General features: G+C 44.1%; 19 protein-coding genes and 1 riboswitch. Of the genes, 1 reads left to right on the forward strand and 18 read right to left on the reverse strand.

Translation table 11 applies throughout. From position 1 onward, the window contains the following. Nucleotides 1-130 precede the first annotated feature (130 nt). From ABHC48_RS08455 to hflX, 7 genes are all read right to left on the reverse strand, one after another. The gene (locus tag ABHC48_RS08455; RefSeq protein WP_195699525.1) at nt 131-2,656 is read right to left on the reverse strand and encodes a glycyl radical protein; all 2,526 of its coding nucleotides are present in this window, start codon (nt 2,654-2,656) and stop codon (nt 131-133) included. 378 nt (nt 2,657-3,034) lie between these two features. Continuing rightward, nucleotides 3,035-3,166: a FeoB-associated Cys-rich membrane protein gene (locus ABHC48_RS08460; RefSeq protein WP_173736128.1), complete on the reverse strand. Its 132-nt coding sequence runs from the start codon at nt 3,164-3,166 to the stop codon at nt 3,035-3,037. 163 nt (nt 3,167-3,329) lie between these two features. Beyond that, nucleotides 3,330-4,400, reverse strand: a complete 1,071-nt coding sequence (locus ABHC48_RS08465) for a PTS sugar transporter subunit IIC (protein ID WP_173736127.1) — start codon at nt 4,398-4,400, stop codon at nt 3,330-3,332. Between the two features lie 113 nt (nt 4,401-4,513). Next, on the reverse strand, nt 4,514-5,497 hold the full coding sequence (locus ABHC48_RS08470; RefSeq protein ID WP_148461081.1) for a sensor histidine kinase: 984 nt from the start codon (nt 5,495-5,497) through the stop codon (nt 4,514-4,516). Next, a complete protein-coding gene (locus ABHC48_RS08475; protein ID WP_118578126.1) occupies nt 5,494-6,162 on the reverse strand; it encodes a response regulator transcription factor in 669 nt (222 codons plus the stop codon). Before ABHC48_RS08475 ends, ABHC48_RS08470 begins: the two co-directional genes overlap by 4 nt. A gap of 103 nt (nt 6,163-6,265) precedes the next feature. Then, on the reverse strand, nt 6,266-7,297 hold the full coding sequence (locus tag ABHC48_RS08480) for a M42 family metallopeptidase (protein ID WP_173716016.1): 1,032 nt from the start codon (nt 7,295-7,297) through the stop codon (nt 6,266-6,268). Between the two features lie 387 nt (nt 7,298-7,684). Next, on the reverse strand, nt 7,685-8,920 hold the full coding sequence (hflX, locus tag ABHC48_RS08485) for a GTPase HflX (RefSeq protein WP_195380137.1): 1,236 nt from the start codon (nt 8,918-8,920) through the stop codon (nt 7,685-7,687). Between the two features lie 338 nt (nt 8,921-9,258). Here hflX and ABHC48_RS08490 point away from each other — a divergent pair, with 338 nt between their 5' ends. Then, nucleotides 9,259-10,143: a transglutaminase domain-containing protein gene (locus tag ABHC48_RS08490; RefSeq protein WP_195699526.1), complete on the forward strand. Its 885-nt coding sequence runs from the start codon at nt 9,259-9,261 to the stop codon at nt 10,141-10,143. A 102-nt stretch (nt 10,144-10,245) separates the two neighbouring features. Here ABHC48_RS08490 and ABHC48_RS08495 read toward each other — a convergent pair whose 3' ends face one another. From ABHC48_RS08495 to ABHC48_RS08545, 11 genes are all read right to left on the reverse strand, one after another. Beyond that, nucleotides 10,246-11,331 (reverse strand): tetratricopeptide repeat protein, encoded by a 1,086-nt coding sequence (locus ABHC48_RS08495; RefSeq protein ID WP_173773968.1) that lies wholly within the window; start codon nt 11,329-11,331, stop codon nt 10,246-10,248. A 2-nt stretch (nt 11,332-11,333) separates the two neighbouring features. Beyond that, nucleotides 11,334-12,680 carry a phosphoglucosamine mutase gene (gene glmM, locus ABHC48_RS08500; protein WP_148461077.1) on the reverse strand — a complete coding sequence of 449 codons (1,347 nt, stop codon included), beginning with the start codon at nt 12,678-12,680 and terminating at the stop codon, nt 11,334-11,336. Nucleotides 12,681-12,792: 112 nt separating this feature from the next. After that, nucleotides 12,793-13,710: a sugar phosphate nucleotidyltransferase gene (locus ABHC48_RS08505; RefSeq protein ID WP_195699527.1), complete on the reverse strand. Its 918-nt coding sequence runs from the start codon at nt 13,708-13,710 to the stop codon at nt 12,793-12,795. Nucleotides 13,711-13,775: 65 nt separating this feature from the next. Beyond that, nucleotides 13,776-14,849: a peptide chain release factor 1 gene (prfA, locus tag ABHC48_RS08510; RefSeq protein ID WP_118578120.1), complete on the reverse strand. Its 1,074-nt coding sequence runs from the start codon at nt 14,847-14,849 to the stop codon at nt 13,776-13,778. Nucleotides 14,850-14,890: 41 nt separating this feature from the next. After that, a complete protein-coding gene (gene prmC / locus ABHC48_RS08515) occupies nt 14,891-15,760 on the reverse strand; it encodes a peptide chain release factor N(5)-glutamine methyltransferase (RefSeq protein ID WP_118578119.1) in 870 nt (289 codons plus the stop codon). Further along, nucleotides 15,757-16,827: a DUF1385 domain-containing protein gene (locus ABHC48_RS08520; protein ID WP_195477851.1), complete on the reverse strand. Its 1,071-nt coding sequence runs from the start codon at nt 16,825-16,827 to the stop codon at nt 15,757-15,759. The genes prmC and ABHC48_RS08520 overlap by 4 nt, the downstream gene beginning before the upstream one ends. 87 nt (nt 16,828-16,914) lie before the next feature. Continuing rightward, complete coding sequence (gene rpmE / locus ABHC48_RS08525) at nt 16,915-17,118, reverse strand: 50S ribosomal protein L31 (RefSeq protein WP_173716501.1); 204 nt, start codon at nt 17,116-17,118, stop codon at nt 16,915-16,917. Nucleotides 17,119-17,286: 168 nt separating this feature from the next. After that, on the reverse strand, nt 17,287-18,954 hold the full coding sequence (gene rho / locus ABHC48_RS08530) for a transcription termination factor Rho (RefSeq protein ID WP_195699595.1): 1,668 nt from the start codon (nt 18,952-18,954) through the stop codon (nt 17,287-17,289). Between the two features lie 645 nt (nt 18,955-19,599). After that, nucleotides 19,600-20,616 (reverse strand): hypothetical protein, encoded by a 1,017-nt coding sequence (locus ABHC48_RS08535; RefSeq protein ID WP_227200204.1) that lies wholly within the window; start codon nt 20,614-20,616, stop codon nt 19,600-19,602. Nucleotides 20,617-20,786: 170 nt separating this feature from the next. Beyond that, nucleotides 20,787-20,870: riboswitch (cyclic di-GMP riboswitch) on the reverse strand. A 189-nt stretch (nt 20,871-21,059) separates the two neighbouring features. Next, nucleotides 21,060-21,935, reverse strand: coding sequence for a substrate-binding domain-containing protein (locus ABHC48_RS08540; protein WP_187565094.1), 876 nt, complete (start codon nt 21,933-21,935; stop codon nt 21,060-21,062). Then, entirely contained in the window at nt 21,913-22,251 is a 339-nt protein-coding gene (locus tag ABHC48_RS08545) for a beta-propeller fold lactonase family protein (RefSeq protein ID WP_195699528.1), read from the reverse strand. Before ABHC48_RS08545 ends, ABHC48_RS08540 begins: the two co-directional genes overlap by 23 nt. Nucleotides 22,252-22,258: the final 7 nt, after the last annotated feature.

The following is a 22,258-nucleotide window of genomic DNA, read 5'->3' on the forward strand; positions in this document are numbered from 1 at the left end:
GAAGCCACCAGCAATTCCATTTATATTTTTCGCAGAAAGTTCCCATTCACAGCCACACTTATCATCTCGCTAAGAAGTGAGCTATGGGGCAATTATAACTCTCCTGCATAAGAGTCTGCTGACTTTCTTTTTAGAATCCCTGCTCAGTTCTTCTGATAATGTCATCCTGCAGAGATTTGGAAAGTGTAGTAAACAGTGCACTGTAACCAGCCACACGTACAACCAGATGCTTATAGTTCTCCGGATGTGCCTGTGCATCCAGCAGTGTCTCTCTGCTTACAACGTTAAACTGCATATGCATTCCCTTCTGATCGAAGTAGGAGCGGATCAATGCAACGAACTTCTCAAGACCCTCACGTCCAGACAATGCTGACGGATGGAATTTCTGATTGAACAAAGTACCATTGGATACGATAAAGTGATCCAGTTTCGCAACAGAGCTTGCTGCTGCAGTAGGTCCGTTCACATCCTTGCCTGCGGATGGGGAAACACCATCTGCAACCGGAGTGTGTGCATATCTTCCATCTGGTGTAGCACCAGTCTGTCCGCCAAGGGGTACGTTTGCAGATACCGGATAAAGTCCCGCCTGGTACTGTCCGCCTCTTGGGTTCTTAAAATTCTGTAACGGTCTTGTGTATGTGTAAGCTACGTCTCTTGCGAAGTAGTCAACCTCCGGAATGTCATTTCCGAATTTCGGAACTTCTGCGATCATGTCGTGAATTTCCTGATATCTTGCCATCTTCTCAGGTGCCATCTGGGCATTCATAACAGATTTCAAAACTGCAGCTGCTGTATCCGCATCAACCTTGGCACCGCTCTCGGTCATCTCTCTTAAGATGCCGGTTGTGATCTCTTTCACAGACTGCTCATCCAGTCCTTTACCATAGTTCCATGCAAGAGCTTCTTTCAGCTCCTCCATTGTAAACTTCTTCTCCTGGTAAACCAGCTGGCGAATCGCATAGAGGGAATCTGCCATGTTTGCAATACCAAAGCCCTGGGGACCGGTAAAGTTATAAACTGCGCCGCCTTCCTGTACGGTCTTTCCACGTTTGATACAGTCATCGATCATACTGGAAAGGAATGGAAGCGGACAACGCTTTGCATGAGCCACGTCAATGGCATTATCTGCATTTACAAGAAGGGAAATGCAGTATTCCATCTGTTTCTTGTAAGCATCATAGAATTCATCAAATGTAGCCATCTGGGTTACATCGCCGGTAGGAATTCCGACCATCTCGCCCTGATCCATACCATTGGCAAATACAAGCTCCAGCGGACGGCACATATTAAAGAATGCTGCATCATGCCATCCCTCTGTCTTACCTGCTTTCTGTGGCTCTACGCAGCCGATGATATTATACTCACGGGCATCTACAAGGGAAAGTCCTCTGTTCTGCAGTGCCGGGATGATTACCTCGTCGTTATAATAAGCCGGAAGTCCGATACCCGTTCTGGTAAGCTCTGCTGCCTTGATCAGAAGGTCATGAGGAGAACCATTCCATACACGGATGGAAAGGGACGGAGCCGGAAGATGTACATGCATGGATGCCTCAATACACATAAAGGAAAGGTCATTGGTCACATCATTGCCATCTTTATCCTGACCTCCTACGATCAGGTTCTGGAACAGACTGTAGCCTGCGAAACCTTCTGCAGATGCTGCGTCACGGACTTTATTCAGGTCATTTAATTTTACCCAGATGCAATCAAGAAGCTCCTGGGCTGCTGTTCTGGTAATCGCGCCGCTCTCAATATCCTTCTTATAATAAGGATACATATACTGGTCGAAACGTCCTGGGGAAATGGAATGTCCGCTAGACTCCATCTGGAGAAGCTGCTGCACAAACCAGAAGGACTGACACGCCTCCCAGAAATTGGTAGCTCCCTTCGCCGGAACCTTGCTGCAATTGGATGCAATCACAAGAAGCTCTGCTTTACGCTGTGGATCTGTACATTTCTCTGCCATTTCAAGGGCAAGCTTTGCATATCTGTCTGCATAATCAATCACTGCCTGGCAGCTCATGATAACTGCTTCCAGGAAACGGGAACGCTCTGCGTAATCTCCATCCCCCACATTGCATTTATCCAGCTCAGCCTGTGCTTTCGCCATAATGCCTTCGTATCCGATTTCAAGAACTTCCCAATACTTTACAGTAACGTGTCCTACACCATTGTAGAAATAATTTCCTGGTGTAAAAATATTATGATCGATGGCACGAATGGCTTCTGGTGCCATATATGCTGTGGCAAGCTCACTGGTAGTCTTGCCTTTCCAGTATTTGTGTACCTCGCGAAGATCTGCTTTGGCCTCCTCTGAAATATAGAATGGATCAGCAGTTCTGGTGGCAACCGTATCCAGCTCATCTTCCAGCCACTGGAATGAGAATTCCGGGAATGTCTGGCATCCTCTCGGTGCAATGGAGTTACTTCCCACGATCAGTTCCTCATCACGGATGATGATCGGAATATTATGTAAAATGTGGGAAAAAGCTTTCGCTCTTCTGGTAATGATCGGCTGGTCTTCCGTCTCCTTATAGGACTCTGTGATCAGCTTCGCTCTGTAAGATTCGATCTCCGGCATCTTGGCATAGAGATGATCTACCAGACGGGTAATTCTGGAAGATTTCGGAATCTCACTTGAATTGTATTTTTCCATGGTTCTCCTTTCTCATGGATGTCCCGGCATATGAAATAGTATTCTGTATCTCCAAAACACAATATTCTCTCTGTCGGCAACATAAATGTCCGTTGTTCCATGACATAGTTTTCTATGCTCATTATACGTCATTTGCTATGCGGTGTCAACATAATTCAACACTGTTTTTGTTGCTTTGGTTGGTGTTTTTGGTTGATTTTTGTGGTTTTTCGTTGTTTTTATTAAGATACCAGGTTAAACAAAAAGCGTTTTCCGATTTTCATATTTTGATTTCAGAAAACGCTAAAAAAAACTGCCATATCAGATTTCTCCAATATAGCAGTTTCCTCATTTTCTTATTTACCAGCTATGTAAAAATACCTGTACCTCATTCACAGCTCAATGGCAGTGTCCGCCGCAGCTTCCACAGTTACCATTGCAGCCTTTTCCGCTTTTTTTATCTTTTACAATGCTTCTGATTGCAAGACCTGCGATTGCAACTACGATAGCGCCTACAACTACTGTTCCCATACTATACTCCTTTCCGGTTACCCGAAACGCATTTGCCAGAGACTTCTGTCTCCTTTTACAAACGCTGTACAAAATTTCACCAACAAACATAATCATGATTTATATTGTTAGTATATTCTAACATCTATTAGATGTCAATATTTTTTTTGTGTTAGCAACTTTTTTATACGCTCAGCTTCATCTGTCCATCTTTAATATATCCCATATTCCGCATTCCACGATAGATCACATAAGACAAAAGTCCTGGAAGCAGGAAATGAAAGACTACGATTTTCAGAATAACCAGAACTGGGGATTCGGTTGCCACCATGGTCTGATAAGTCATGATCTGTCCAACCAGACCTGAGGTTCCCATTCCGGAGCCTGTCGCATTGTTTGTCATATGGAAAGGCCCGATAATGGCAATTGGGCCTAAAATAGCAGATGCCAGTGTAGGAGGCAGCCAGATCAGCGGACGCTTCATAATATTAGGGATCTGCAGCATGGAAGTTCCGATTCCCTGGGCAAAAAGACCGCCCACGCCATTATCCTTAAAACTTGTCACTGCAAATCCAATCATCTGACAGCAGCATCCGATCGTTGCCGCACCCGCTGCCACGCCATTCAGCCCCAGAATAATTCCAAGAGCAGCAGAACTAATTGGCAAAGTCAGTACCATTCCCATGATGACAGAAACCACAATTCCCATCAGGATTGGCTGCTGCTCAGTTCCCCAGTTTACCAGGTTGCCAAGCCATGTCATGAAGCTTGATACTCCCGGTCCTACCAGTATCCCTACAGCACCACCGGAAAGGATGGTGATTGCTGGTGTAATAAGAAGATCCAGTTTTGTTTTTCCGGCAACCAGCCTCCCAATCGTAATTCCCACATATGCAGCCACAAACGCTCCAAGAGGCTCGCCAGGACCGGATAACACTAATGCCCCTGTATCAGACAACAGGGTTCCTGCAATAAGGTTTGATGCATAAGCCCCAATCATTCCTGCTGCCGCAGCCGACAACAGCACATAAGTAGATTCCCGGAATTTATACGCAACACCGATGCCGATTCCGGCACCTGTAAGCCTCTGGGCAACCACTGCAAATGCACTTAAATAAGTGCCATATGTACCGCCCATCAAATCACCAATCTGTTTCAAAATAGTTCCGATGATCAAAGTAGAAAACAACCCCAAAGCCATTCCGCTTAAACCATCAATAAAAATATTGTTTAAAACCTTCTTTATCGCTTTCATACTCTCTCCTTGTCCCCACCATCTAAAGCATGTAAAAAATTAATCTTGCAATCTGCAAAATACACCGAAAAGTGGGGCATGCAGACTGCGAGATTGTTTTTTCCGAACACGCTCTAATATAGATCCATCTTCTTCCTTCCCAGTTCAAGAAATACCTTCGTCCCTTTTCCAAGCTCCGACTCTATCCTGATTCCGTGATCCAGCCTTTTCATAATCTTTCCGCAAAGATAAAGCCCAATTCCAGTAGACCTGTTCTCTTCACGTCCATTATAGCCAGTAAACCCCTTTTCAAAAACCCGGGGCAAATCTTCGGCACGGATTCCAATTCCAGTATCTTCGATCACCAGCGTATGCGGCCTGGATTTGCTCATATAGATGGATATTTTTCCTTTTTTTGTGTATTTCAGTGCATTTGATAAAATTTGTCCCAACACAAAGCCAAGCCATTTTTCATCTGTAAGCACCGTTTCCGATACCTCTTGATACTCCAGAGAAAGCTTTTTCCCAATAAATATTCTGGCAAATTTGTGAATCTGCTCACGAATCAGAGAATCCATATCCATTTCCTCAAATCGGATGTCTGAAGCCATATCCTCCGTTCGAAGATACCCCAGCACCATCTCCACGTACTGCTCCACCTTAAAAAGCTCATTCTGAATCTCCTGAGGTCTGGGCTTCTCTTCCTGAAGAAGCAGTCTTGCTGCAGCAATAGGTGTTTTGATCTGGTGAACCCACAGCGTATAAAAGTCTGTCAATTCTGTACCAAAAGCACTTCTCTGATTTTCAGCCTCTATTCTCTTCTCATCCAGACTACGGCAGATTTCCCGGTAAATAGCCTCATTTTCATTCTCCGGAGCCTCCAGATATTCTTCTGAAAAATTGCCGCAGTCTCTTATGTAAAGCAGACTTTCCTGCTTTTTCCGGTATTTATGGTAATCCCACATAAGCCCCAGGCCTGTCAGCAGCATTTCAAAAACCGCCACATAACCTACAGGCTCCAGCGGAATATCATACAGAAAAAGGATTCCAGCCGTTACCGCTACCATAAGTAAAGCCAAAACACCTGTTTTCCATCTGGTTTTCAGATATTTAATCATACCATGTACCCCAGGCCTTTTTTGGTGATAATGAAGTTCTCTACACCCAGACCTTCCAGCTTCCGACGGATTCTTGTGATGTTTACTGTCAAAGTATTGTCATCCACAAAGCTGTCGCTCTCCCACAGTTTTGTCATAATCGACTCTCTGGATACAACATGCCCCTGATGTTCAAATAGTATCTGCAATATCTTCAATTCGTTTTTCGTCAGGTCTGCAAGCTTTCCATCCACTGAAATCGTCCCATTTCCAGGATTCAGCACTACGCCGCCCCTTTCCAGAAGACTGTTGTTCTGACCAAAGGCATAGGTTCTGCGAAGCACAGCCTGCACCTTCGCAGTTAACACATCCAGATCAAAAGGTTTCGCGATAAAATCATCTGCACCCCGGCTCATGGCCATTACCATATTCATATTGTCAGCCGCTGAAGACAGAAACATCACTGGTACCTGTGAAATTTTGCGGATTTCCTCACACCAATGAAAACCGTTAAAAAACGGCAGTTTCAAATCCAGCAGCACCAGCTGTGGATCTTTTTGCACAAACTCCTGAATCACATGAGTGAAATCTTCGATCTGAAAGACCTCATATCCCCAGGATTCCAAATGTCGCTTTACTATCTGTACAATAATTTCGTCATCTTCTATTATTAAGATTTTATACATTTTTAATCAAGTTTTTCTTCTAAACGGACATGTCTGCCTGCGCAGACATCACCCCAAATGAAAGTCGATTGTTCCGCGCCTTTAGCGCTACCGCGCAGGACTTTTATCCTAAATATGCCTTCAGTAATTTCAGTGTATTCTTCGCTCCATCCCTGTGTGACCGCTCGTATCCATGAGATGCGTAAACTCCCGGTCCGATCAGACCATGCTTCATATCATAGCCTGCTTTCAGTGCTGCATCCACATCAGAGCCATAATGAGGATACACATCCACAGCAAACGCAATGTCATTCTCCTGTGCAGCCTTGATCAGACCGGAAACCACCTGGTAATCATATGGTCCCATACTGTCCTTAGCGCAGATTGAAACCATGGTTTCATCACATTCCAGGCCTTTTCCAACACATCCCATATCTACGGAGATCATCTCTGTCACTCCATCTGGGATAGCGGCACATCCACCATGTCCCACTTCCTCATAAGAAGTGATCAGTACATAAATGGTACGCTCTGTCTGAATTTCTTTCTCTTTCAGATATTTAGCATAGCCGAGAAGAATAGCAGTGCTGAATTTATCATCAAGGAAACGGCTCTTGATGTATCCGCTCTCAGTCACAACTGTCCTTGGATCAAAGCAGACAAAATCGCCTGTCATGATTCCAAGTTTTTTCACATCCTCTTTATTCTTCACCGGCTCATCAAGAATGGCCTCCATCGTCTCATAAGTACGTTTGGTATCGCTATACTCGCCGTTTACATGAACAGACGCATTCTCCAGCTGGAAGGTTGCATCGTATACTTTGCCGGATTTTGTATAAACCTTGCAGTTCTCAGCCTCCGCATTGTTTGGGTTCATGCCGCCGATATTAGTCAGTTTCAGATGTCCGTTGTCCATGATCTGGCAGACCATTCCGCCAAGAGTATCCATGTGAGCTGCCAGAACCACTGCATTCTCATCGTCTTTTCCTCCAAGCTTTACAAGCACAGCCCCCTTCTGGGTGATCTGCGGCTCATAGCCCAGCTTTTCAAATTCTTTTTTTACAAAATCTGCTGCCATGTGGGTAAAACCACTTGGACTTGGCACTGAAAGCAGATCCTGTGCTGTTTTCATAATGTAATCTGTGTATTTTCCCATGATATTCTCTCCTGTTTCTTACAAATTTTAGTCTTCTTACCTATCGTTCTTCACTTTCTGTATAGCAATGCGCCTCACAGAAATTACTTTTAAGCGATAACATTATATGATACCAGTGTCAAAAGGTCAAAAAGCTGTTCGTGCTTGCACGATAAGGCTTTTGAACTTGGGACACGCCAAATATGAGAAAGTAGCGATTTACGCAGTAAATCAGCGGATTTCGAATATTTGGAGGATTGCGGGAGCTGCGTAGCTGCGTAGCAATCTGGGTATCAAATGAGTGTCAAAAGACCTTTTGACACTCATATCATTATATTTACTTATTATCCTCAAATGTGATAACTTTATAAACCCATACTTTTTGCCAATTCCACAGGTCTGGCTGCGTCACATAAGCTTCCCATGAATTTCCTGCGGCACTCTGGCTTTCACCAGAATTCCAGTATCTGTGTACTCCTCCGAAAGCAGCTGCCCATATTCCCGGATCAGCTGGATCTTGCCAGCCTCCTGATAGGAAAAAATTTTTTCCACATAAATCTGCTCTTCAGAAAGGATTTTCCCCAGAAGCTGCTTTAAATCCTCCAGACCTTCCCCTGTTTTGGCCGAAACCTTAAGAGTATGGTCTGCCATACTGTCGCGCATGCGGATTGCTGCACCCACATCGACCTTGTTAAATAAAGTAATCGTCTTTTTGCCCTGGACACCAAGCTCCTGCAGGGTATCATAAACAACCTCCATCTGCTGTACCGCCTGAGGATTCGAACAGTCTACCACATGAATAATATAATCTGCATATTTCGCTTCCTCCAGGGTACTCTTAAAAGCTTCAACCAGATTATGCGGCAGTTTACGGATAAATCCAACAGTATCTGTAAGCAGGATCTGCTGTCCGTCATCTAATGTCAATGCTCTGGTTGTAGGATCCAATGTGGCAAACAGCTTATCCTCTGAAAGCACTCCGGCTCCAGTGAGGGTATTTAACAATGTAGATTTACCTGCATTGGTATAACCTACAATAGCAACAGTCTTCATCTTTCCCCGGGTACGTCCGGTACGGAGCAGCTCTCTGTGCTTCTCTACCTGGGAAAGCTCTTCCTTCAGCGCTGTGATTCTCTTTCGGATCAGACGACGGTCACTCTCCAGCTTCTTCTCTCCAGGACCTCTGGTTCCAATTCCTCCTCCAAGTCTGGACAAAGACGCACCTAGTCCTACCAGTCTGGATGCTCTGTAACGGAGCTGTGCCAGCTCAACCTGTATCTTTCCCTCGCTGGTAGTGGCATGTTTTGCGAAAATGTCAAGGATCAGAAGAGTTCTGTCCATTACCTTACATTCCAGCTCATGCTCCAGATTGTTCATCTGTGCCGGGGAAAGTTCATCGTCACAGATGATTCCTGTAGCATCCGTGGCCAGCATAAGAGCACGTACCTCCTCGATCTTTCCTTTTCCAATATAAGTTCCAGGATGTACAGTCTCACGGTTCTGGATAATTTTTCCCACTGTCTGAGCTCCGGCAGTATCTGCAAGCTCCTCCAGTTCATCCAGGGATTCTTTCACATTATCGTTCTCATCCAGCTGAACGCCAACCAGAATCACCTGCTCCTGTATTTCTTCAATATATTCCATAAATCCTCCTTCCGGATCATCCATAAACTAACTTTCAGTTACTTTTCTATCTGAAAATCATCTGTTAGAGTATAACACAAACCCATTCCTTTTGGGAGAGGTATATTTCAGTTACTGTTCACTGGTAACGTTCCGCGAGGCGTTTTTTGTGAACATAGTTCACAGAAAACCCGAGAATTGCGGCGCGAAATCATGCGAATGCATGATTTCTGTGCATCGCGAAGCGCGTTACTGTGAACGGAGTGAACAGTAACATATTTCAGATCTGAAAACAACAACTACAGTTCAGATCTCATATAGTATATAATAATAGTAAAAGACCCAAAAAGGAGGAACCTATGAAAAAGAAAAATCTCAAAACTCTTGCAGCATGCCTTTGCCTGTCCTGTACACTCCTGACAGGTACTCTTCCCACCCAGGCAGCTGCTCGGACATCTGTTTCCCAAACTGCGAAATCTTCTTCCACTGACACCAATAAGAAGCCCCATTCCGGTAAGGGACAGGCTTCCAGTTCCTCTTCTGGTACCTGGAAGACCATCAAAGGCCGCCACTACTATTACAATGCCCGCGGCAAGAAAGTCAAAGGCAAAGTCAAAATCGGATCCCGCTATTACTTTTTTGACAAAAATGGAATTCAGCGTTACGGCTGGAAAAAAATCAAAAATGATTACTACTTTTTCCGTATCAGCACAGGAACCACCGGCGCATACATGCTGACCTCCACCACTATAAATGGTATCGCCCTTGATGCTTCCGGACGTGCCAGCAAATCCGGTTCTAACCTGCGCAAGCTGAAGCTAATGACAGAAGCGAACAAGATTGTAGAAAAGATCAGCAGACCAGGAATGAACAAAATGCAGCGCCTCCGTGCCAGCTTTGATTACGTCAAGAAGCAGTACACCTACTATTGCTGGCGTGAATTCAGAAATACACAGGACTGGGAAAAGGATTTCGCCGAAGATATGTTTTTCCGCGGCGGACGAGGTGACTGTGTTTCCTATGCAGCAGCTTTCGCCTACCTCGCAAACGCTGTAGGCATGAAAAAAGTTTATGTAATCTGCTCCGGCGGTCACGGCTGGGCTGAAATTGGTGGAAAGGTCTATGATCCTGACTGGGCGCTTGTAAGCAGCGTGGATTCCTACTTTGCAATGTCCTACGATCTCAGTGGCGTGAACGGCCGCCCCATGTATCGTGGCAACCGCCTTTATGTAAAAAAGATCTGAGTATATTACCAAAAAAGGATTTGAAATCCGGCATTCAATATTGCCTCAGATTTCAAATCCTTTTATGATTATAAAAATAGCTTCAAGAACCTTCTCTGTTTCCTATTCATTACTTCCAGTCCTGGATTTCAGGAAATCAAGCTCTTTCGCAGCTTCTTCATCCTCCGGATACATTCCGACATAAGACACAGCTTTCTCCTGCGCTGTGGAAAAATCCAGTTTTTTCTCATAAGCTACAATTTCATTAAATAACAAGCTCTGCATTTCATCATCGGAAGCAATGGAAATTCCGCTGCTGATATTTTCCAAAGCAGAATCATAATTTCCTTCTGCCATATCGCACACTGCCAGTCCATTGTATCCCTGTGCGGCAGTCTGTGTCTGATCCCCGGACGTATCATCCAGCTTCTGATTGATGTACTGCTGGTACATTGCCCGGGCATTTGCGTAATCTGACTGAGCGCCATAGACCATTCCAAGAACCAGAAGTGCCTCTGTACTTCCCTGATTGGAAGCATCTGTCAGCTCCTTCTGGGCATTGGTATAATCTCCCATATAGTAATAGATTCTTCCCCGGCTGCAAAGATCCTCTGCTCCCTTTGCCTCTGTGGACAAAACAGCCTCCAGATATCTGGTTCCATCCGCTTCCATGTCCTTATCCAGGTACGTCTCGTAGATCTGGATGGCCCGGTCATAGCTGGAATCTTCCCCATATGCCTGCTCAAAATCAGAGGCAGCTTCATCATAGCCATCCATTTCCAGGGCAACCTTTCCAGTAAGAAACCAGGCATCTGCATCCATCTCATAATTCTGGGCAAGCACCTGACAGTCTGCCATGGCATCATCCAGATACCCAGCCTGCAAACGTGCTGTAGCGCGATACAGATACAGGTCCCGGGCCATACTTTTACTTACTTTCTCCTCGCCAAGAGCACTGGTAAAGGCAGTAATGGCATCCTCATAATTTCCCAGACGCAGCTGACAGATTCCAATCCCGCGGTAAGACACTGCAGGCTTCACACCATTATTCACAGAAGTAGTAAATTCATCCAGCGCATACTCATAGCTGCCCTGCTCCAGATCTTTCTCTGCTTCCTTAAAAATCTGCTGTTTTTCATTATCACAGCCAGCCAGAAGGGAAAGCCCCATGACCGCTGTCAATATTAATGCTGTTTTTCTGATTTTCATTCTCAACCAACGATCAGTCCTTCGGCTTCCATTACTTCCACAACACTGTCTACATACTGATGGCAGAGCTCATCTGTCTCGGCCTCCACCATAACACGGATCAGCGGCTCTGTACCACTCTCGCGGACCAGAATACGTCCGGAATCGCCAAGTGCCTTTCCTGCTGCTTCGACTGCTTCAACCACCTTCGGGTTCTCACGCGCAGTCTTCTTATCTGCTACACGTACATTTCGAAGAACCTGAGGATAAACCTTCATCTCTTTGGCAAGATCACATAAGGTAGACTTCTTATCTACGCATGCTTCCATGACCATAAGAGAAGTAAGGATACCATCACCTGTAGCTGCATAACGGCTGAAAATAATATGTCCGGACTGTTCTCCACCAATGCTGTAGTTATTTGCCATCATATTCTCGGCAACGTATTTGTCACCAACGGCAGTCTGCTCATAACGCATTCCTTCACGCTCCAGAGCTTTGTAAAGTCCCATATTGGACATCACTGTGGTAACAACAGTATTTCCATTCAGTTTCCCCTGCTCTTTCAGATATTTACCGCAGACATACATAATCTTGTCACCATCGATGATATTTCCACGATGATCAACTGCGATACAACGGTCAGCATCTCCATCATAAGCAAATCCGATATCCAGGCCATTGTCTATCACATATTTCTGAAGGACTTCGATATGGGTGGATCCACAGTTTGTATTGATGTTAGTTCCATCCGGCTGATTGTTGATCACATAAGTTTTCGCCTGAAGTGCCTCGAAAACACTTTTTGCAATTGCGGATGAGCTTCCGTTGGCACAGTCAAGTCCGACTTTTACATTTTTGAAATCACGGCTTGGAATGGAGATCAGATATCCGATATAGCGGTTTCGTCCGGAAGCAAAATCAACAGTACGTCCAATGTCTTCTTTGCGTGCAAGAGGAAGCTCCTCGATCTCGCCATCAATGTAGGCCTCAATACGCTCCTCGATCTCAGCCTCAATCTTCTGTCCGTTTCCATTCAGAAGCTTGATTCCATTATCATAGAATGGGTTATGGCTTGCGGAAATCATAATACCGCAGTCAAAATCCTCTGTACGAACCGCAAAGGATACACTTGGAGTAGTGGTTACATGCAGAAGATAAGCATCTGCTCCGGAAGCGGTAAGTCCTGCAACAAGGGCATACTCAAACATATAGCTGCTTCGTCTGGTATCTTTTCCGATTACGATCTTCGCCTTATGGTCACGTCCATAATACCAGCCTACATAACGTCCTACTTTAAACGCATTATCAACTGTCAGCTGAACATTCGCCTCACCACGAAATCCGTCTGTTCCAAAATATTTTCCCATATCTAATTATCCTCCTTGCTTATTACACCTGAAAGCATATAGGAATCATACATTCTTTTCCATATTTTCAGGCAAAACTGCAAACAATTACAATATACAGTATCCGATAATCTTATTTGTAAAGTCCGTTTGGATATACGCCAGCCTCGGTAAGCTCTTTAAAGGCTTTGATCACAACCTCTTTATCTTCCTGGTAAGTTACACCAAACCAGGTATCCTTTGTCTCAAGCACATCCACCTGGGCAGTTCCCTTCTGGATCAATGTATCGATCATAACCGGAAGAAGATACTCTGCCTTGATATCACCAGCTTTTACATTCTGAAGAAACTCTACAAATCCATCGTATAAAGTATCCATAAACGCAGGAGTCAGTCCCCACATGTTCATGGAAACAAGCTCATTTAAATCAAGCTTCTCTGCCGGCTGGCCATCTTCGCGACTCTCAGCGCCATCTGCTGTTTTAAAAATATTGTGTGTCTCGGTAACCCCTGTAAGCTTTCCGTCTGTAATGTGGCAAAGTCCTCTTGTAACACTTCCATTATCACTTAAGGTGTTTCCAAGACGGAAACCTGCCATGCAAATATGCAGAACATCATCTGCTGGCTGCTCCCGAACCAGATAATCATGTACTTTTACGTATGCTTCCTTTCCATAATAGTCATCTGCATTGATAACTGCAAATGGCTCTGTAAGGAACTCTCTTGCACAGATAACAGCATGACCAGTTCCCCATGGTTTGGTTCTGTCTGCCGGTTTCACAAAGCCTTCCGGAAGCTTCTCCATTTCCTGATATGCATACGCAACTTCTGCGATCTTCTCTACTCTTGCACCAATGGTGCTTTTAAATTCTTCTTCCAGATCCTTACGGATAATAAATACAATTTTATTGAAGCCAGCCTCCAATGCGTCTCTGATGGAATAATCCATAATGATCTCACCATTTGGTCCAACTGGTGCAAGCTGCTTGATTCCATTTCCAAATCTGCTTCCAACTCCGGCTGCCATAATTACAAGAGCTGTTTTTTTCATAGGTAATACCCTCCCATTTTTCATATGATTGTTGTTTTAGAGCGTGTTTGAAAAAGGCTCTAAGTTTACTGTTCCTGCAGATTGCTCAATTTCGCTGCCTGGTCTGCTGCGATCAGGCTGTCGATGATTTCATCCAGATCTCCATTCAGAATGTTATCCAGTCTGTGAAGTGTAAGTTTGATACGGTGATCTGTTACACGTCCCTGTGGAAAATTGTAGGTTCTGATCTTCTCAGAACGATCACCTGTACCGATCTGACTTCTTCGCGCCTCTGCTTCTGCGTCATGCTGTTTGGCCAGCTCCATCTCATACAGACGTGAGCGAAGAACCTTTAACGCCTTATCTTTATTCTTCAGCTGGGACTTCTCATCCTGACAGGAAATTACGATTCCTGTAGGAATATGGGTCAGTCGTACTGCGGAGTCTGTAGTATTGACGCACTGTCCGCCATTTCCGGAAGCACGGAATACGTCGAATTTACAGTCGTTCATATCCAGATGGAAATCAATCTCCTCAGCTTCCGGCATAATTGCAACCGTACAGGTGGAAGTATGGATTCTTCCGCCGGATTCCGTCTCCGGAACCCTCTGTACCCGGTGTACGCCACTCTCATATTTCAGTCTGGAATAAGCTCCGGCACCGTTTATCATAAAGGTAACCTCTTTGAATCCGCCGATTCCATTCTCGTTTAAGCTCATCATCTCTGTTTTCCAGCGCCTGGATTCTGCATATTTTACATACATTCTGTAAATCTCAGCTGCAAAAAGAGCAGCCTCATCTCCACCGGCACCGGCGCGGATCTCCACGATAACGTTCTTATTATCGTTAGGGTCCTTAGGCAGAAGAAGGATCTTCAGTTCATGCTCCAGCTCTTCCACACGCTTCTTGGCATCGGAAAGCTCTTCCTTGAGCATTTCTCTCATATCCTCATCCTTCTCCTCTTCCAGCATGGAAAGGCTGTCCTGAATGGTTTCTTTATTTTTCTTATATTCCTTATAGGTATCCACAATTGGCTGCAGGTCGCTCTGTTCCTTCATAAGCTTCTGGAAACGATCTGGATTAGATGTTACATCTGGCTCACCCAGCTCATTCAGAACTTCCTCGAAACGTATGAGCAAATCGTCCAACTTGTCAAACATGGTTTTCCTCCTGTTATGTTCTTCTCTTTACTTATATAAAACTATCGTCTGCCCAACACAACTCTATCAAGTCCCGTCAGGTCTTTAACAATCTGTACATCAAAAAAGCCATTTTCCCGCATCAGCGCCTTTACAGCTTCGCCCTGATCATATCCGATTTCAAACAGCATCCAGCCATTTTCCTTTAGGAAAGCCTTTCCCTCCGATACGATTTTTCTGTAAAAATACAGACCATCTTCATGGCCATCCAATGCAAGTCTTGGATCGTGATCCCGCACTTCTTCCATAAGCTCTTCAATCTCTGCGCTTCTGATGTAGGGGGGATTCGAAATAAGGATATCATACTGAGGCATATCTTTGCCAGTGTTTTGTTGAAAAAAAGCTGACGAAAACAAGTCGCTTTCCACGAAAACAGCTCTGTCTGACACTTCCAGGCTTACCGCATTCTTATCTGCCACCTGAAGAGCAAGTGGGGAAACATCAGCACCCACACCATATGCATCCCCGGTAAGTGCCAAAAGACTTAAAAGAATACACCCCGATCCGGTGCACATATCCAGAATCCCTGGTGTCTTTTTCCCCTTCATAACTTCCAGAGCCTTCTCCACCAATGTCTCCGTATCCTGCCTCGGAACCAGTACGTTTTGATTTACATAAAATTCAAATCCCATAAAATATGCCTGATGGGTAATATGCTGCAAGGGAACATGACCGGCTCTTTTTCGGATCAGTTCCCGGTATCTGTCCGCTTTTTCCTCTTCAATCCCGTCAGCTGAATGAGCGAAATAAAAAGCCCTGTTCATTCCTGTCACATGCTCCAGAAGAAGCCAGGCATCCAGCCTGGCTTCCTGGATCTTATGCTGTTCCAGAACCTTGGTTCCTTCTTTTAATAGTGTTTCCAGAGAAGTCATTGTGCAGCTCCCGTTTCCGGTACATTCCCGGTACGTTCTTCACTCTCCCCGCTTTCAGATTGCGCGGAAGCAGCGGAAAGATCACCGTTTTCTTTGTTCTCATATGGAATATCCAGATTGAATTCTGTCTTTAAATATGCTCTCCAGTCAAACACAGCCTCCACAGCCTTAATAGCAACCTCTGCCATATCAGCTGTAGGCTCCTTAGTAGTAAATTTCTGCATTGCCATACCTGGCTTGCTCATCATCAGGGCAAATTTGCTGTCAGTTCTTCCTGCCCACTGGATAATCTCAAATGAAATTCCGGATACAATAGGCACCATAAGGAGACGTCCAAAAAGACGCAGCCAATATGAAGGTACCAATACGAAAATAAAATGCAGGAAAATACTTACCAGCATAACCAGGAATAAAAAGCTTGTTCCACATCGCCTATGGAATCTGGAGCTTTCCAGTACATTCTCCACTGTCAATGGCTTGCCATTCTCCACACAGTTAATACATTTATGCTCTGCTCCATGATACATAAAGGTTCTCTGGATATCCTTCATTCTGGAAATCAAAAGCATATATCCCATAAATAAGCCCAGCTTCACAAATGCTTCCACAATAGTAACTATCACCTCGGAAGCACCTACCTTACGGCAAAGGCTTGCCAGCGCATAAGGCAGAAGCATAAATGCGGCAATAGAAACCACTATAGAAACAGCTACTGTCGCATAAAGTAAAACCTTAAATGCCCTGTCCTCTTTTTTCTTCTTAGCCTCCATTTCCTCCGGAGAAAGAGCTGCATTCTTCTTAGTCTCTTCCTCATCCTCCTCATCACCTGCAATCTCTGCTGAATACATCAGGCATTTAGTTCCTGTTACCAGAGAATCGATGAAGCTGACCATTCCGCGGATAACGGGCTTGCGCCAGATCTTTGCCTTGCCAAAGATACATTTGTAATCTTCAACCTTTACTTCAATTTCTTTATCAGGACGGCGCACTGCAATGGAATATTTGTCCTTATGACGCATCATAATGCCCTCCATTACAGCTTGTCCACCGATGTTAGATGGTTTCATTTTATCCTCCGTCTCATAAATTCAGTCAAATTACAAAGAAAGGTTGAGATTTCCCAACCTCAACCTTCTCATTCAGTAATATTCAAATTATTTATTCAGGCCATATCTCTCGTTGAACTTATTGATACGTCCGCGAGCCTGAGTAGCTTTCTGCTGTCCTGTATAGAACGGATGACATTTGGAGCAGATTTCTACGTGGATATCCTGCTTGGTAGATCCTGTTACAAAAGTATTACCGCAGTTGCAGGTTACAGTTGCCTGATAGTAATTCGGATGGATTCCTTCTCTCATGATTTTCACCTCTCTATATTTATTCTATTTTATTTGCGTTGAATCTGACGAATTCACACTTTACACAGCCTACTGATTATAGCATGGCGTTATGAGAAATGCAAGTTATTTATAAAAATTTCTAAAACTAATCCCAGATAATATTCTGCACGGTGTTTTTTGTGAACATTACAATTTCTGTTTTTTTACCATTTGCACAAATTCAGCATTATTTGCAGTACGTGCAAACATGTTCAGGATCTGTTCCACTGCCTCATCAGACTTCATTCCGTTAAGAGCCTTTCGCATAATATATACAGCTTCCTGCTCGTCTTTGCTCAAAAGCAGATCTTCTCGTCTGGTACCGGATTTCTGAATGTCGATGGCCGGGAAAACCCGTTTCTCCTGAAGCTTGCGGTCAAGAACAAGCTCCATATTGCCGGTTCCCTTGAATTCTTCGTAAATAACGTCGTCCATTTTGCTTCCGGTGTCAACCAGTGCAGTGGCCAGAATGGTAAGGCTTCCTCCCTCACGCATATTACGTGCTGCACCAAAAAAGCGCTTCGGCATATGAAGTGCTCCCGGATCAAGACCTCCTGACAGAGTTCTTCCACTTGGGGGAACAACCAGGTTATAGGCTCTTGCCAGTCTGGTAATGGAATCCAGAAGGATCACAACATCCTGCTTATGTTCTACAAGGCGGCGTGCACGCTCTACAACCATCTCGGATACACGCTTATGATGCTCCGGAAGCTCATCAAATGTGGAATAAATAACTTCCACGTTCGGTCCCTGTATTGCTTCCCTGATATCGGTAACTTCCTCAGGACGTTCATCAATAAGAAGAATGATCAGATGCATATCCTTGTTATTCTTAAGAATAGATTTCGCAACATCCTTGAGCAAAGTAGTTTTACCTGCCTTAGGCGGGGAAACGATCATACCACGCTGTCCCTTTCCGATAGGGCTGATCAGATCTACGATACGCATGGCAGTAGTTCCGCCAGGCCGCTCCATGATCAGACGTTCATCTGGGAAGATTGGGGTCATATTTTCAAAATTGTATCTCTTCTGTCCCTCACTTGGATGGAAACCATTGATAGACGTCACATACAAAAGGGCACTGAATTTCTCCCCCTGTGTTTTAATACGGATATTTCCCTGAATAATATCCCCTGTCTTCAGATTGAATCTGCGGATCTGTGACGGAGAAACATAGATATCATTTTCTCCCGGAAGATAATTCTCACTTCGGATAAATCCAAACCCATCCGGCATAACCTCCAGAATTCCATTGGCCTTTTCGCCACTGTCAAGCTGGACCGTTTCAGCCGGAACACTGTAAGCGTTGCTTACATCCTCTTCTGTACGGTTCTCACTGGCTGCGCCTGTACGGGGCTGTTCCGTTTCCTCAGGTCTTAATTCGGCTGGCGGAACCACTTCTACAGGTTTCGCTACAGGAGTGCGCTTCACGAAGTTCTCCGGTCTGTTTTCCCCATTATAACTGTTCTGGCGTCCTGCATTTTCATTTCTGCCATAATTATTGCTGCGGTACTCAGGATTACGCCGTATAATGGTACGGGATCTGGTTGGTGCTTCTCTTCTCTCCGGTGAAGAAACACTTCCCGTATTTTCTGTTTTTTCTGCTGCCACAGGCTCTGGTCTTGCAGGTATGGTATTCTCTTCTGCTGTTCCGGAAATAGTCTGCTCATTTTCTGCAGTCTGTTCTTTCCTGTCCTCTTCCAGCATACGTTCAATTAATTCAGGCTTTCTCATAGTAGAAATGCCCTTCAGTCCTCTGGCTTTTGCCAAGTCTTTCAGCGTAGCCAGGGATAATGATTCATACTTTTCTTTCATCAATCATCTACCTCTTCGACTAATACAATTCTAAAACACATTTCAATTTTGATTTAACGGGATACAAATGTCTGATTAGACAGAAGCTATATACTGAATTATAAAAACATCCTTCAAAAAACTTATTAAAGTTGATTCTAACACATTTCAGGCGCCGTGTCTACATCCATTCCAAATATATATTACTGTTCACTTAGGACCAGTGACCCCAATATATCTATCCCTGCCTGCAAGAAAGTGATAACCTTTGTTTTGTATTATACACACCTAAGGTTTTTCATTGCAAGAATTTTCTGTCGACACATATCCAGACTCTTCGACATAGTTACTGTTCACTCCGTGACCAGTAACACGCTTCGCGATGCACAGAAAGACGAACCTTCTTGTGACAAGCACAAGAAGTAGCGTTTGCTGCGCAAACTTAATTCTCGGGTTTTCTGTGAATTTTGTTCACAAAAAACACCTCGCGGAATGTTACCAGTGAACAGTAACTCGACATATATAAGATTACGGCTCTCCCGGTGACAAAAAGGTAAGTACTATCTGTCACTTACCTTTTTATAAAACACTATTTTCCCGCGCCTGTGGTATCCACAGTAAAACACCCGGAGATATTTCTCCGGGTGCCGGTCATCTTTAAAATCATTAGTTCCAGAACGCTCCATAAATCTTCTGGATCTTAGCGATCTGTGCATCTGTAATCTGATTCAGTGCATTCTGAACAGCTGCATAAGTCTGTGGTCTGCTACTCTTCAGGGAAGCATTGTTCAGGATGTAATCCTTAACAGATTCTGCAAAATATTCGGAAGCATTCTGTGTTACATAGGCTTTATTAAAAGCTGTAACATTTGCCTTCTCAGCTGCAAAAATGCTCTGGAAGCTTGCTGTCTTATCTGCATTTCCTGCGATAAATGCAAGGAAATGACCCAGCTCATGATAAACAGAATCATCAATCTGCTTCATTGTAATAGATCTTGATCTTGCATCAAAATATCCTGAATAGTTGACGGATGGATCAACAACAAGCTTAAATCCCAGCTGCTGATATGCTGCAATTACACGATTGTCCATCTTGCCTGCAACACTTGCTACATTTTCCTCGTGTTTGCTCTGGTTCTGTGAAGAGCTTGCTGCTGCAGTTACCTGGGCAGCGGAAGCACCAGAAGAAGTAGTGCTTACAGCGGTCTCATTGTCAATTGATACCTGCTGTGTAGTTGTTGTCTGAACAGTTGTTGTGATCTTGGATGTAACAACTTTCTTTTTGGATTTCTTGGTGTATTTCGCTGTTGCTTTGGTAACAACGGTTGTCTTGGTATCTACTGTTGTATTACCGGATTTATTTGTTTTATTGGTTACTTTTGTTTTAGTTTTCAGTTTCTTGGTGTAGCTCTTCTTGGAAGCCTTTTTTAATTTAACAGTCTTCCTGGTTGTCTTGGTACTGGAGGTAGTCTTCACAGTAGTCTTCGGCTGGGAAGCCAGTGGAGTTTCATCTTCTATGATGGAAGTCTCCATGATCGGATCTGTGTAACTGGGGAATTCAGGTGTTTCTCCTGTTCCTGAGAATAATGAAACGCCGCCGATCACTGCTGCCAATGCTATAGCAGCACAACTGGAAACAACTTTTTTATTTGCGAGCCACTCTGTTAATTTCTTTCCTTTCATAAATAACACACCTTTCTTGAACCATAATGTAACTGACTTGCCGCTATCTGGAAACTATCAGTCCCATCAGTTTGTGGAAATAAAAAAACCGTTTATCAGATTAAATAAACGGTCGCCACAAACAGAAGAACCACGTCTCCTGTCATATTACATTACCTAATCAATATCAATGCGGCAACCGGCTGTCATAGTCTTGAGACCTTAGACCCTTGGCTTTGCGTCCCTGTCTTTCAACAGGTTTGCCTTTTATTCACTTCTTATAATAAAGCAAACTGTCACTTTTGTCAACGGAATTCCCTTGTTAAAACTTACAAAAATCCGTCTAAAAAGTACGAAAACAAAAAAATCTGTAAAAATATCTGAGCGGATCGTAACGCATGATAATCCTTCTCAAATATTTTCACAGATTCCTTTTCGATGTAATGGATAGCAACAAACACACCTTACAGCTTGCGTGTAGACTCCCGCTCTATAAGAGTTCCGCTCAGTATTTGCCGTTTCACTACCTTTTTCCGGTCGATCAGATCAAACAAGGTACGGACGCTCTGCAGGGCAGTTTCCACTCTTGGATATTTCAATGTGGTGATGGATGGATGATAATATTCCGCAATGTCCTGACCATCTGCTCCTGCCACACAATAATCCTCCGGTACTCTTTTGCCGCTGTCAATAATTGCTCTGCAGGCGCCTACCGCCAGAGTATCTGAAATTGCATAAATACAGGAAAAATCCACCCCCGATTTCAAAAGCTCACAGGTACAGTTATAACCATTCTCAATCGTATAGATTCTTTTACCTGGTTTTAAACGAATTATAAGCTTCTCATCATACTCCAGTCCATTTTTTTCCAGTGACCTTTTATAGCCATTGAGATGGCATCTTCCAAGACCTTCATCTCCGGAAGTAATAAAGGCGATCCTTTTATGTCCGCAGCTGCACAGATAATCAACCATACTCTGGCTCTCAATCTCTGTATCAGTCGTCACAAGGGCACTTTTAGGATAAGTTCCTGTATCCTCCGGAACTGTTTTTCCGGAACCACTGATCACATACGGAACTCTCAGCATTCTCAGCCTTGACTCGTCATAATTATACATACCTCCAAGAAATATGATTCCTTTGACTTTTTTCTCTTTTTCCAGCTGAAGGGCAAGCTCAACTTCGTCTTCATCATCTGCTACATTCTGCAATACCAGGCAATATTTCCTGTCACGGACTTCCCGCTCCAATACATGAAGCATAACACCCCAGTATGAGTTGCTGATTTCTTTTATTATAACTGCGATCGTATTGGAATCAGCCCTTTTCAGATTTTTCATCCTTTTCAATATGACAGGATGCTTTTCCAGGCATCTGAAGACCTTCCTTTTTCTCTGCTGTAAGCCTTTCTTCCTGAACCCCTACTTCATATTCCACAATTTCCGCAGCATCTTCACTTTCACTTACCGCAAAAAGCCGGTTCTTCACCAGACAAATCCAGGAAGGATTCTGCATTTGTATGATAAGAGGAGTTCCTGCAACATCTCCCAGGATCTCATTATACGGAATCAGATAGATACCTTTTCCAAGCTCCTGCTTCTCCAATACAGCAGGGGCATCATGCTGTGTATAGGTTCCGACAAGCAAAATATCCATGCTTTCT

The sequence above is a fragment of the Ruminococcus sp. 1001136sp1 genome (assembly GCF_039841815.1).
In the GTDB taxonomy this organism is placed as follows: Bacteria; Bacillota; Clostridia; order Lachnospirales; family Lachnospiraceae; genus Blautia_A; species Blautia_A faecis.